Origin of the sequence: Leptospira levettii, from assembly GCF_002812085.1 — a bacterium.
Lineage (GTDB): Bacteria > Spirochaetota > Leptospiria > Leptospirales > Leptospiraceae > Leptospira_A > Leptospira_A levettii.
Map to the genome: position 1 here is coordinate 145,569 of NZ_NPDM01000006.1, position 13,064 is coordinate 158,632.

Genomic DNA, 13,064 nt, shown 5'->3' on the forward strand with positions numbered 1-13,064 from the left:
TTTTTTAAATACTTTTCTACAGAATAATTTATGAAATACAATTCTAAAAATGATTATTGGGTCGACCCAAAAACAGGAAATCCTAGATACGATTTTGAAGAGATGTATAAAGATCTTTCGGATCCTTGGGGATGCGAAGAGAAGAATAGTTCAGTTACCAATCGATTGTTTTTGGAACTGTTGCTAGACGAAAATTCTTCTTATAAACGTATTTTAGATTTGGGATCCGGAAAAGGATCTCTATCTCACTTATTTTATCAGAAATATTTGGCATTTTTAAACACTCGTAATTCGGTGAACCAATCTAACTCAAAGATTGAACTGAACCAACCCTCTGCTTTTGAAATGTATGGTCTTGAATATTCCGAACTAGCTGTTAATGAAGCAAAAAAATTAAATCAGAACATAAAATTTCAAACTTTTGATCTCTTGAATTCGACTTCCATACCATATCAAGAGATCGATTTAGTGATTCTTTCTGAAGTTCTTTGGTATCTCGTGAGTGATCTTTCTGCTGTATTTAAAAAGATTCATCAATGTATGAGAGTAAATCAGGAAAGAAATAGTATTTTAGCAATCCATCAGTATTTTCCTGGAAACCAGAAGTATTTTCGGAACTTTTTGGATGGCGAATCTGGGTTCGATAGTTTTATAAAAAAGGAAGGTTTATTTGAGACTCTAGAAAAGGTCAAATTCTTTCATAAGAATGGTGATTGCGTTCTGCTTTATAAATTAACCAAACTATGAATATTTTAGCATTTATTCCAGCAAGGGGTGGATCTAAAGGGATACCTGGAAAAAACTTATACCAAATAGCAGGGAATCCATTACTTTTTTATACCATTGATCTGGCGAAAAAAATAGATAAAAATGTGATTCCGTTTTTATCAACGGATGATAACGAAATCAAAGCTTATGGAAGATCATTAGGTTTAATTGATGATTATCTGAGACCAAAGGAATTAGCAAGTGATTCCTCCGCTACGATTGATGCAGTGATGCATGCTTTAGAGTGGTTTCAGAAATCGGGTGAAGTGGAATTTGATACTATCCTACTATTGCAACCTACTTCGCCCATTCGAATTTTAACAGAAGTGCAAAATGCAATCCATAGGTTCAAAGAAAGTAAAATGGAGAGTCTTGTGAGTGTGACTTTAATGCGAGAACATCCATTTGAATGTATTAAGTCCGTTGAGGATTCATGGTCTTTTTTAGAGAAACCAAATAAAAAAGTTACGGGAAGACAAGGTTATACAGGAAATTATTACTTTCTGGATGGATCATTTTACTTAGCTACGGTTGAGTTTTTAAAAAACAATAAAGCTTTTGTTGTCGAAGGAAAAACCCATTTATTCGAATCAAAGTTACGTTATTCGATTGATATTGATGAATTAGAAGATATGGAAATTGCCGAGTGCATTTTAGAAAGGAAACTAAAAATATGAAAAATATACTGTTAATTGGTGGAGCAGGTTATGTTGGATCAGTGATCACCGATTTTTTACTGAGAAATGGCTATAAGGTTACTTGTTTTGACGGATTTTTGTATGAGAACCAACGTACTGTAATACCCTATATTCTGAATGAAAACTACAAATTTATTTCTGGTGATCTCTGTGACGAAGATGCCGTAAAAAAAGCATTAGTTGGAATCGATTCAGTCGTACTACTCGCAGGTTTAGTTGGTGATCCAATTACAAAAAAATACCCAGATTTATCTAAAAAGATTAATGATGATGGAATAATGAATCTTTTCCAAGTTATGAATGGGAAGGGAATTGAAAGACTTATTTTCATTTCAACTTGTTCTAATTATGGTCTGATTCAAAATGATGAGCTTGCTGATGAAAACTTTGAGCTTTCTCCGCTTTCTTTATATGCAAAAGCGAAAGTTGCCGCTGAGAAAGAACTATTGAGTGAAAAAAATAATTTTGACTATTCTACTGTAGTTTTGCGATTTGCAACTGCCTTTGGATTATCTCCAAGAATGAGATTTGATCTTACCGTAAGTGAGTTTACTAAGGATTTAATTTTAGGAAAAGAATTACTTGTATATGATGCTCATACTTGGAGACCTTATTGCCATGTAAAAGATTTCGCAAGATTAATTGACATAGTATTGAAATCTCCTAAGGAGAAAACTCATAAAGAAGTTTTTAATGCAGGTGGCGAAATCAATAATTTTACAAAACAAGGAATTTTGGATATTATTTTAAAGTATCTGCCCAATTCAAAAGTTAGTTTTAAAGAACATGGAAGTGATCCACGTAATTATAAAGTTAATTTTTCAAAAGTGAAGTCAGTACTCGGATTTGAACCTAAATACACAGTGGAAGATGGTGTAAAAGAATTAATTGAAGCATTTCAATTGAATCTTTTTAAAAATTTAGAACATGATATCAACTTTCATGGGAATTATACAATCAACTATCGATGATAAAATCGTTTTTAGATCTAGTTAGAGATCATTACAATTCGCCTGATGAATTCATTCCCCTCCATGCGCCTGTATTTCGTGGGAATGAAATTCATTATGTGACTGAAACTATAAAGTCCACCTTTGTTTCATCCGTTGGTGCGTATGTAGACCAGTTTGAAGTGATGATGAAATCGATCACTGGTGCAAAATATGCCATTGCTACCGTAAATGGAACGGCTGCACTTCATATTGCGCTTCATAGTTTAGGAGTCTCTGCGGGAGATGAGATCATTACGCAAGCTTTAAGTTTTGTTGCGACTGCCAATGCCATCAGGTATACAGGTGCAGATCCTGTTTTTCTTGATGTTGATTTAGATTCCATGAGCCTTTCGCCAATTGCGTTGTTATTGTTTTTGGAATCTGAGTGCGAATTTAAAGAGCAAATTGTTACGAACAAACGAACAGGAAAACGAATCAAAGCCATTGTTCCAATGCACACATTTGGAAATCCTGGTAGGATCGAAGAAATTTGTAATATAGCGGAGAGATTTCGATTAGATGTGGTTGAAGACTCCGCAGAATCTCTGGGAAGTTATGTGAAAAGTAAACATACTGGATCTTTTGGTCGTTTAGGTGTATTTAGTTTTAATGGCAATAAAACCGTTACTTGTGGTGGTGGTGGTGCTGTTGTTACGGATGACGAAAGTTTAGGAAAAAGATTAAAACATATAACCACAACGGCGAAAGTTCCACATCCTTGGGAATATTCTCATGATGAATTAGGATTCAATTATAGAATGCCCAATCTAAATGCCGCACTTGCATGTGCACAGTTGGAGCAGTTAGATGATTTTTTAAAAGAGAAAAGAGAACTTTCTCTAAAATATATTCAGTTTTTTGAAAATACCAACGTAACTTTCAAAAAAGAAATAGAAAATTCGGTTTCGAATTACTGGCTAAATACAGTTGAGTTTCAATCAAAATCAGATAGAGACAAGTTCCTGGCTGAAACCAATGGGGCTAAAGTGATGACACGTCCTTCCTGGAATCCACTAAACACATTACCCATGTATCAAAATTGTTTTTCTGATTCATTAAAAAATACGAATCACATTGCTGATCGTTTAGTGAATATTCCCAGTGGAGTGAAATGGAAGGAATCATACTAATCGGAGGAGGCGGTCACTGCAAATCAGTGATTGATGTCATTCGAAAAGAAACTAAGTTTGAAATTTTAGGAATTGTTGATTCCAATTTACCACTCGGTCACTTGGTTTTGGATGTGAAAGTATTGGGAAATGATTCCGATTTAAGTGAATTATCTAAAAAATGCAAAAACTTCCATATAACAGTGGGCCAAATTCAATCAAACATAGTTAGGAAAAAAATAGCCAAAGAATTAATGGCATTGGGTGCAGAACTCCCAAATATTATCTCTCCTAGTGCTGTTGTTTCCTCCTATTCAAAGTTAGGAAAAGGAATCACTGTTATGCACCAGGCGACTATCCAAGCTGATGCAAAGATAGGAGATTTCTGTATTATCAATGATCATGCACTCATTGAACATGATGTTCATATCGGAAAGTTTTCCCATATTGCCACTGGGGCCATTGTCAACGGAAATGTTGAGATCGGTGAGAACGTCTTTATCGGAAGTGGAGCAGTCATTGTCCAAGGTTCGAAAATCCCTGATGGAACTTTTATAAAGGCAAACCAATTAGTCAAATGAAACAAAAAACAATAATTATAGCAGAAGCTGGCGTAAATCACAACGGTGATCTTAAAATTGCCGAAGAACTCATTCAAGTGGCCGCAAAAGCGGGTGCCGATTTTGTGAAATTCCAAACCTTTCAGTCAAACTCGATTTCTTCGAAACTTGCAGGCAGAGCGGAATACCAAAAGGCAAACATGAAAGAAGATGGATCACAAATCTCTATGTTAAAGAAACTAGAGTTGAATTATGAGATGCACCAACATTTAATTCAAGTTTGTAAACAAAATAAGATTCAATTTTTATCTACTGCGTTTGATTTACCTAGCATAGATTTACTCATCCAACTAGGGATCAAACTTTGGAAAATTCCTAGTGGCGAAATTACAAATTATCCCTACTTGAAAAAAATCGGCTCTCTTAACGGGGATGTGATCCTTTCCACAGGGATGTCTAACCTCGGTGAAATAGAAGCTGCTCTATTGGTTTTAGAAAATGCTGGAACTAAACGAGAGAATATCACTGTATTACATTGTACCACTGAATACCCTGCTCCGATGAATGAGGTCAATTTGCGGGCGATGCTTGCGATTCAAAACGCATTTGGAGTTAAGGTTGGTTATTCAGATCACACGGTTGGAATAGAAATATCGTTAGCTGCAGTGGCTCTTGGGGCAACCATGATTGAAAAACATTTTACCCTCGATCGAAATTTGCCAGGTCCAGACCACAAAGCAAGCTTAGAACCTAATGAATTGAGTGCATTGGTAAGCGGTATCAGAAATATTGAGCTTGCGTTAGGTGACGGTGTGAAAAAACCTTTTCCTTCCGAAATAAGAAATATGACAATTGCCCGTAAATCTCTCATTGCAAAAGAGAACATTCGCAAAGGTGAGATTTTTACTGAACAAAATGTAACAACCAAAAGGCCTGGAAATGGAATTTCTCCGATGCGATGGGATGAGGTAATAGGAAAAACATCCCCCAAAGATTTTTTAGAAGATGAACTGATTGAGATATAAACAAAAGATATTTTCTCATTTTATAATCTTCAATTTAAAGAGTCATCTGCTATGAATAAAAGAATTTGCTTTATCACTGGCACTAGAGCAGAGTACGGCTTACTCAAAAGATTAATGAAATTGGTTGATGATGCGCCGAATTTTGAATTACAAATCATTGCGACAGGTATGCATTTATCCCCGGAATTTGGACTTACCTATAAGGAAATTGAAAGTGATGGATTTCGAATCGATAGAAAGGTAGAAATTCTATTAAGCTCTGATTCTTCTGTAGCCATTGGAAAGTCTATAGGTCTAGCTTTAATTTCTATAACAGAAGCACTAGAGCAGATGAATCCAGACTTGGTATTTCTAGTGGGAGATAGATATGAAACTTTGGCATGTGCTATAGCTGCCATGGTAACAAGGATTCCTATTGCTCATATACATGGTGGTGAAAGAACGGAAGGTTTGATTGACGAGGCAATTCGTCATTCCGTGACAAAGATGTCCTATTTGCATTTTGTAGCGAATGAAGAATATCGTACACGAGTCATTCAGCTTGGTGAAAGTCCTGAGCGAGTAACAGTATGCGGTGGTTTAGGTGTCGATATAATTCAAAACATAAAATTATTCTCACTTCTAGAGTTGGAAAATTCTCTAAATTTTCAATTTAAAGATAGAAATTTGATGGTTACGTTTCATCCTACCACATTGGAACATGATACGTCTGAAGTTCAATTCAAAGAACTTTTGGAAGTGCTAAAGGAGTATGTTGGAGAGGGGAATGGGGTTATTTTTACAAAGGCAAACTCAGACACCAACGGTCGAATCATCAACCAACTGATCGATGATTTTGTGAGAGCGTATCCAGATCATGCGATTGCCCATACTTCACTTGGTATCCAACGGTATTTATCAGTTCTGAACTTTGTTGATGGAGTCATTGGAAATTCTTCTAGTGGTTTATTGGAAGTGCCAAGTTTTAAAAAGGGAACTATCAACCTAGGTGATCGTCAAAGAGGAAGAATTATGGCGACTAGTGTAATCCAAGCTGATTGTGATTCTACATCGATTCGGTTAGCTTTGCATAAATTGTATAGTAACGAATTTCAAGCAAGTTTGAAAAATACAATTAATCCATATGGAGAAGGTGGTGCTTCTGAAAAAATATTTGAATATCTAAAGAAATTAAATTTCGACAACTTAGATGTTAAAAAACCATTTTTTGATGTTAGGTATCAGCTGTGAGAATCCTTTTTATAGGTTGTGTTATTTATTCTAAAAACATCTTAGAATTGTTAGTCGAGAATAAATATAATATTGTGGGAGTTATTTCCAAGGACGATACAGGGTTCAATTCTGATTATTATGATACTTCTATCATTGCAAAGCAGTACAATATACCTTTTATTAAAACGAAAAATGTAAATGAATTACCTATTCTCGAATGGGTTAGGGAACTAAAACCTGATATCGTTTATTGTTTTGGATGGAATAGTTTACTTGGAAATGATTTCATTCAAATCCCAAAGAAAGGTGTTGTTGGATATCACCCAGCTTCACTTCCACAAAACAGAGGAAGGCATCCCGTTATTTGGGCGTTAATATTAGGACTGACAGAGACAGCCTCAACATTCTTCTTTATGGGTGAGGGTGCCGATGATGGAGATATAGTGTCTCAGAAAAAGATAAAGATAGAGAAAGAAGATACTGCAAGCACACTATATGAGAAGTTAATTCAGGAGTCTCGGACACAGGTGATTGAATTTACAAATCAGCTCATAAAAAACCAATTAATTGCAAAAAAGCAAGACCATAGTCTGGCAAATTCCTGGAGAAAACGTTCCAAGGTTGATGGGGTTATTGATTTTAGAATGTCCGGCGAAAGTATTTATAATTTAGTCAGAGCATTAACGAATCCGTACCCCGGTGCTTTAATCCTTTATAAGGGTGAGGAGTATCCTGTTTGGCAAACAAAGATAGCAGAAACTCCTTATTCTAACTTTGAACCAGGAAAAGTTTTAAAAATTTCTGAATCTTCTATTCTAGTAAAATGTGGCTTATCAACAGACGCGATATTACTTGAAAATCATGAATTGCCAGAGACTATACAAGTAGGTGATTATCTTTGAATCAAAAATCAATTATAGTTTTTACACCACATCCCGACGATGAAACGTTAGGTGCAGGTGGGTTTTTATTATCGAAGAAAAAAGCTGGATATGATCTTATTTGGCTAATTATGACACATATGAAGGAAGAGTTTGGTTGGACCAAAGACCAGATCAATCGGCGTGAAGCGGAAATTCAAAACGTATCACGAATGTTCCCATTTGACTATGTGTATAACTTAGGTTTGGAGCCTACCGGGCTTGATAAATACTCATTTTCTGAATTAATGAGTCCCGTATTGGATATCGTAAAAAAACATCAGCCAGAGATTGTTCTATTACCATCGGCTCAGGATCCGCATACGGATCATAAAATCACTCATCAGATAGGAATTTCTGTTACCAAGAAATTTAGAAATTTAAATATAAAATCTATCCTTGAGATGGAGATACTATCAGAAACAAATTTTGGTGAAATTGATTCTATCTCGGCAAATTTATATGTTGATATTTCTGATTTTTTCGAACGAAAGTTGGAGATATTAAAGGAGTATGAAGGTGAACTAGGGGAACATCCTTTCCCTAGAAGTTTAGATTCTGTTAAAGCATTAGCAATCTTGCGAGGATCTCAGAGAGGCACGAAGTATGCTGAAGCTTTTCGAATTGTTAAATCTTACGAGTAAGAGAAATAATTAAATGTCAAACATTTGGCAAAAAGCGCTACTACGATCAAGCGACTCCATTGAAAAAGCGATACAGAATCTTGAATTAACGGCACTACAAGTTGTGTTAGTTGTCGATGATGGAAATAGTTTACTTGGGACCATTACAGATGGTGATATTCGCAGAGGGCTCTTGAAAGGAATGGATATGAATGCCTCTGTTCAGGGGATCTTAAATCCAAATTCTTTTGTAGTTACTCCTACCATGAGCCGAGAGTTGGTTTTGCAACTCATGAAAGCCAATAAAATTCATCAAATACCCATTGTTGATGAAAATCGAAAAGTATTAGGTTTACATGTGTTAGATGAGATTCTCCTTCCTGAAAAAAGAGAGAATGTGTTTGTGATTATGGCAGGAGGGAAAGGAGTCAGACTTCGTCCTTATACAGAAAATTGTCCGAAACCTTTATTGCCTGTAGCAGGAAAACCAATTTTAGAGCATATCATTGAAAGAGCAAAGGCAGACGGCTTTCAAAGATTTATTATTTCTGTTCATTACCTCGGACATATGATCGAAGAGTATTTTCAAGATGGTAAAAAATGGGATGTTGAGATTCAATATTTAAATGAAGATAAACCTCTAGGAACGGCAGGTGCACTAAGTCTTATCACAGAGAAAATTAAATATCCGTTTTTAGTTTCCAATGGGGATGTATTAACCCATATTCGATATAGTGATTTATTAGAATTTCACCATGATCATAAAGCAGTGGCAACAATGGCAGTGCGTATGCATGAATGGCAACATCCTTTTGGTGTAGTTCATACCAAAGGTGTTGATATCATCGACTTCGAAGAAAAGCCAATTTATAAAACTCATGTCAATGCGGGAATCTATGCTCTTAATCCTGAGATATTTAGTTATTTGAATCAGGATGAATATACAGATATGCCAACACTCTTTAGTAAGATAAAGGCAACCAAAAAGAAAACAATAGTTTATCCGATGCATGAATCTTGGATCGATATTGGGCGACCAGATGATTATGAGTCAGCTGATCAAGTTTTTCAGTAAAATTAGTAAGGATTATATGAATCAAAAAAAAGTCATCATCATTGGCGGAGGAACAGCAGGTATTGTTATTGCAAATCGACTTCAGGAGAAATTTGCGGTAACAGTCATTGATAAAAGTGAGTATAAAGCATATCCATTACTTTATCGAGTTCCATTAATGATCGGTATTTTATTCAGAAGAAAAAATTCGCAGTATATTCATAAGACAGAGTTTGATTTAGCCAATGGTCGTAAAATTCCATTTTATCAATCGAATTTGTTAGGTGGAGCCTCAGTGATGAACGGGGCTGTACATGTTTTTGGTTTTTTATCCAAATGGATACCAATACTTAAGCGATTCGAACTTGAAGTGTCTGATTTAAATGAGAGTCACGAGCTACTTTATTCAGACAGCAAAGTAGTGAAAAATAAAATTACCATTAAAAAAGCTCCACTTAACTATATAGACAATTCATTTTTAGAAACTTTAAATGGTCGAGGTATTCCTCTCGATAATATGAGTGTTTCTGAGAAGGAAGCATGTGGCCCAATTTATAATACAGTTCGCACATTCTTTAGAACTTCGGTTTTATCAGTATTGGGTAAAAAGAAGTTTAAGACAATATTAAATGAAAAAGTCGAACGGATTCTTTTTGATGAAAACGGAAACGCCAAAGGGGTAAAAACGAATCGTTCCACTTATGATTCGGATTTTGTGATTTTATCCGCAGGTGTTATGGGCAGTTGTTCTCTACTTTTACAACAGCAGTTAGATCCAAATTCCAAAATCAAAGATATGCATATCGGTAAAGAAATCCAAGACCATACAAACTTAAGAGTAAATGTTTTTGCCAATCATCCACTGAATTCCCTAAACGAAGTATATGCTAGTTTTTGGAAAAAAATGTTTTTGGGAATCAAACATTTTCTAGGAATACCAACTGTAATGAGAGGAACAGGTGCCACTTCTGCGGCTTATCTAGACCTTGATAAAGATGGTGAAATTGATACGAGGATTCAAATCCTTCAATTTTCTGAATCGGGTAGGCACGGAAGTAAGGGTTCTGTATTTAACACATCTGAGCCAAGTTTTTCAATCTCTATCAATGCAATACATCCATTGTCAAAAGGTTTTGTTTCATTTAACAATGGTGAATTGAAAGTAGATCCAAAGTTTTTATCTACGGAATCCGATATAACTCTCTTGAAACTTGCCATTAAGTATTGTATAGAGCTTTTAAAATCACCACCGATACGGGATCATGTAAAAGAAATTGATCAACTTGATTTGATGGAAAAAGATCCAGACAAATACATTCAGGACACAATGTATAGTGGCCACCATTTGATCGGTGGATTACATAATTCGATTACTTCAGACTTTGAAGTAAAAAACTGTAAAGGTTTGTATGTTTGTGATGCGAGCGTATTTGATCAATTTGTTGCAAGTAATATTCATTCGTCTGTTGTGTTGCTCGCAGACATGTTTGCAAAGAAATTTCTAAATAAGCAAGGATAGGGATTCATCAGTGCCTGGATTTGAATTAGTCGGAAAAGAAGAAAGAGAAGAGATCAATCAGCTTTTTGATGATGGTGGCATTTTGTTTGCTCATGGATTTGATGCGATTCGAAATGGTCGATACCGAGTTCGAGAGTTTGAAAAGGCTTTCGCTGAAAAAATAGGAGTAAAGTATGCGCAAGCTGTATCATCAGGGACAGCCGCAATCAAAGTAGCTCTTTTTGCAGCGGGAGTCAGACCTGGTGATGAAGTGATCACCCAAGCTTTTACATTCATTGCAACGGTGGAAGCAATTATAGATTTGGGTGCAAAGCCAATTTTAGTGAATGTTAATGATACTTTAAACTTAGATCCAATCGAATTAAAAAAGGCCATTACCCCGAAAACAAAGGCAATTGTACCTGTACACATGTTAGGTGTAGCATGTGAAATGGATAAAATCCAAGAAATTGCCAATGAATATAATCTCGCAATTATCGAAGATAATTGCGAGTCGCTCGGTGCAAGATGGAATGGTAAATACTTAGGAACAGATTCACTTGCTTGTGCGTGGAGTTTTGATGCAGGAAAAGTCATTATCACTGGTGAAGGAGGGATGGTGACCACTAATGACGAAGAAGTTTACAAACTTGCCAGGGAATATCATGATCATGGTCATGAATACAATGCAAAATTTCCGAGAGGAAGAGATACGCATAGAATTCGTGGCTTCAATTATCGGATGAGTGAACTTCAGGCTGCTATCGGTTTAGCACAATTGAAGAAACTAGATTTCATTGTTTCAAAAAACACCGAAAACTATAACATATACTTTGACGCTTTAAAAGAGCTTCCTAATATTTCTTTTCGAAGAATTCCAAACAAATCGCAACCGCTATGTGATTGTTTGATCTTTCAATTGGAGACCGCAGAAAAGGCAAAATGGGTAGTAACAGAAATGAATCAGCAAGGATTGGGAACAAAAAACGTTCCAGATGCGATTGAATGGCATTTTGCTCGTTATTGGGATCATATGTTGGTTGAGTTGGGTATGTCAAAGAAGGAATTGATAGATACTATGGAACCCTCTGAAAGAGAGTTAAACAGAAGTGTTGCCATACCGATTCTTGTTAAGATGGATAAAACCACCATAACATCTAATGCAGAGAAATTGGTATCAATTCTAAAAAAAGTGAATTAACGAAGACAGATGCCCAAATATGAATCCATTATTTTTTTTGTAGAGACTCCATTTACAGATAGGGATGAAAAACGTTTTGGGATTAAGGAACTAAGTAATCAGGGATTTCAAGTTGAGGTTTTTCAGTTAGAAGATATATTTCATAAACGAAAATACGAGGCCTCAAAACAGGGGAACCAAAAAGAGTATATTACATACTTCTCTACAATAAAAGAATTAGAGAATGCTCTAAGGATAAGAAGCAAAAAAGTCCTGGTTATTTTGTTAACTGGTTACCATCAAAATTTATTGAAATTGATGCTTAGACTTGGCATCAACTATGCGATACATTGTACGAATAAAATTCCGTCTCCTTCAGAAATTGATAGTGAAAGTAAATATTTTAAGATTAAACAAAAGCTTTTTGAAGAAGGATTTTCTTCGCTGTTGAAATCAATTGGGCGTGCTCTGCTAAAGTCTTTAGAAGCATTGACTAGAAAAACTCCCTTGGCTCCAACATATGTGATTGCAGGTGGAAGTCGATCAATTGAACATTTAACAAAGGAAACTCTAGATTCCACGAAAATAATTTGGGCGCACAGTTTGGATTTTGATTTGTTTTTGCAATCGAAACAAACCAGTCACAATTCATTTCCCTTTTATGATATTTATGGAAACTTAGTAGAACAAATTTACTTTAATAACTATATTGTATTCTTGGATGAGTATTCTCCCTACCATCCCGATAATGATTTTTTTTTGATACCACATGCAGATAAAAAAGAGACTTATTATCCAAGGTTAGAAAGGTTCTTTCATTATCTTGAGAAAAAATACAATGCGAAGGTGGTGATTGCTGCCCACCCAAGATCGGAATATCAAACTAAGGAACATTTTAAATCATTCGCAATCATTAAAGATCGGACTTTGGACCTAATCAAAAACTCCCACTTTGCTCTGATTCATTCTAGTACAAGCATTAACTTCATAAATCTCTTCGAAAAAGAGGCAATTTTCTTTAATACCTCTTCCATGCGATGGGTATACAAGAAGGCAACGAGCGTTTTTGCTAAATGGCATGGGAAAGTTCCTGTAGAAGTGGATATAAATACTGATTTTGGACAAATTGATTTCGATAAAATATTGAATACTAAGATGAATTTCTGTGACTACCGAAATTTGTACATTAAGAAAGTAGACTCAAAGTTGGATTTCTCTTGGAATATAATTGCTGAAGCGATTCGAAAATAATATGATTCGTATTTCAGATTATCTGATTTTGCTGCGTTTAACTATTAAACACTAGTCTTGACATTTCTGAATGTAGCGAAACCATAGAAAAAATAGTGATAGGAAAACAGTCGTAGAATTGAATGTTCGAATTTGAAACAGCTTGAAAGATTTAACTTGTTGGTATGTAGTTTT

Annotated in this window: 13 protein-coding genes; all 13 read left to right on the top strand. The window is 35.4% G+C overall.

Annotated features, from left to right (window positions below; translation table 11 throughout):
* The first annotated feature begins 30 nt into the window (after nt 1-30).
* From CH354_RS15935 to CH354_RS15995, 13 genes are read left to right on the top strand one after another with little or no spacing between them, the layout of a single operon-like run.
* The gene (locus tag CH354_RS15935; RefSeq protein ID WP_100727175.1) at nt 31-747 is read left to right on the top strand and encodes a class I SAM-dependent methyltransferase; all 717 of its coding nucleotides are present in this window, start codon (nt 31-33) and stop codon (nt 745-747) included.
* Nucleotides 744-1,445, top strand: a complete 702-nt coding sequence (locus CH354_RS15940; protein WP_100727174.1) for an acylneuraminate cytidylyltransferase family protein — start codon at nt 744-746, stop codon at nt 1,443-1,445. Before CH354_RS15935 ends, CH354_RS15940 begins: the two co-directional genes overlap by 4 nt.
* Nucleotides 1,415-2,437, top strand: a complete 1,023-nt coding sequence (locus tag CH354_RS15945) for an NAD-dependent epimerase/dehydratase family protein (protein ID WP_207762693.1) — start codon at nt 1,415-1,417, stop codon at nt 2,435-2,437. The genes CH354_RS15940 and CH354_RS15945 overlap by 31 nt, the downstream gene beginning before the upstream one ends.
* Complete coding sequence (locus CH354_RS15950; protein ID WP_100727172.1) at nt 2,434-3,588, top strand: LegC family aminotransferase; 1,155 nt, start codon at nt 2,434-2,436, stop codon at nt 3,586-3,588. Before CH354_RS15945 ends, CH354_RS15950 begins: the two co-directional genes overlap by 4 nt.
* The gene (locus tag CH354_RS15955; protein ID WP_100727171.1) at nt 3,570-4,148 is read left to right on the top strand and encodes an acetyltransferase; all 579 of its coding nucleotides are present in this window, start codon (nt 3,570-3,572) and stop codon (nt 4,146-4,148) included. The genes CH354_RS15950 and CH354_RS15955 overlap by 19 nt, the downstream gene beginning before the upstream one ends.
* A complete protein-coding gene (gene neuB / locus CH354_RS15960; protein ID WP_100727170.1) occupies nt 4,145-5,152 on the top strand; it encodes an N-acetylneuraminate synthase in 1,008 nt (335 codons plus the stop codon). The genes CH354_RS15955 and neuB overlap by 4 nt, the downstream gene beginning before the upstream one ends.
* A 51-nt stretch (nt 5,153-5,203) precedes the next feature.
* A complete protein-coding gene (gene neuC, locus CH354_RS15965; RefSeq protein WP_100727169.1) occupies nt 5,204-6,382 on the top strand; it encodes a UDP-N-acetylglucosamine 2-epimerase in 1,179 nt (392 codons plus the stop codon).
* Entirely contained in the window at nt 6,379-7,266 is an 888-nt protein-coding gene (locus tag CH354_RS15970; RefSeq protein ID WP_100727168.1) for a methionyl-tRNA formyltransferase, read from the top strand. Before neuC ends, CH354_RS15970 begins: the two co-directional genes overlap by 4 nt.
* The gene (locus CH354_RS15975) at nt 7,263-7,928 is read left to right on the top strand and encodes a PIG-L deacetylase family protein (protein WP_100727167.1); all 666 of its coding nucleotides are present in this window, start codon (nt 7,263-7,265) and stop codon (nt 7,926-7,928) included. Before CH354_RS15970 ends, CH354_RS15975 begins: the two co-directional genes overlap by 4 nt.
* 13 nt (nt 7,929-7,941) lie before the next feature.
* Entirely contained in the window at nt 7,942-8,982 is a 1,041-nt protein-coding gene (locus CH354_RS15980; protein ID WP_100727166.1) for a nucleotidyltransferase family protein, read from the top strand.
* 16 nt (nt 8,983-8,998) lie between these two features.
* Nucleotides 8,999-10,480, top strand: coding sequence for a GMC oxidoreductase (locus tag CH354_RS15985; protein WP_165780349.1), 1,482 nt, complete (start codon nt 8,999-9,001; stop codon nt 10,478-10,480).
* A 10-nt stretch (nt 10,481-10,490) separates the two neighbouring features.
* Complete coding sequence (locus CH354_RS15990) at nt 10,491-11,660, top strand: DegT/DnrJ/EryC1/StrS family aminotransferase (protein ID WP_100727164.1); 1,170 nt, start codon at nt 10,491-10,493, stop codon at nt 11,658-11,660.
* Nucleotides 11,661-11,669: 9 nt separating this feature from the next.
* A complete protein-coding gene (locus CH354_RS15995) occupies nt 11,670-12,890 on the top strand; it encodes a hypothetical protein (RefSeq protein ID WP_100727163.1) in 1,221 nt (406 codons plus the stop codon).
* Nucleotides 12,891-13,064 lie beyond the last annotated feature (174 nt).

Bases quoted from the DNA above. Each gene is read 5' to 3' on its own strand.
- CH354_RS15935 (WP_100727175.1), top strand. From the start codon at position 31: ATGAAATACAATTCTAAAAATGATTATTGGGTCGACCCAAAAACAGGA.
- CH354_RS15940 (WP_100727174.1), top strand. From the start codon at position 744: ATGAATATTTTAGCATTTATTCCAGCAAGGGGTGGATCTAAAGGGATA.
- CH354_RS15950 (WP_100727172.1), top strand. From the start codon at position 2,434: ATGATAAAATCGTTTTTAGATCTAGTTAGAGATCATTACAATTCGCCT.
- CH354_RS15955 (WP_100727171.1), top strand. From the start codon at position 3,570: ATGGAAGGAATCATACTAATCGGAGGAGGCGGTCACTGCAAATCAGTG.
- neuB (WP_100727170.1), top strand. From the start codon at position 4,145: ATGAAACAAAAAACAATAATTATAGCAGAAGCTGGCGTAAATCACAAC.
- neuC (WP_100727169.1), top strand. From the start codon at position 5,204: ATGAATAAAAGAATTTGCTTTATCACTGGCACTAGAGCAGAGTACGGC.
- CH354_RS15980 (WP_100727166.1), top strand. From the start codon at position 7,942: ATGTCAAACATTTGGCAAAAAGCGCTACTACGATCAAGCGACTCCATT.
- CH354_RS15985 (WP_165780349.1), top strand. From the start codon at position 8,999: ATGAATCAAAAAAAAGTCATCATCATTGGCGGAGGAACAGCAGGTATT.
- CH354_RS15995 (WP_100727163.1), top strand. From the start codon at position 11,670: ATGCCCAAATATGAATCCATTATTTTTTTTGTAGAGACTCCATTTACA.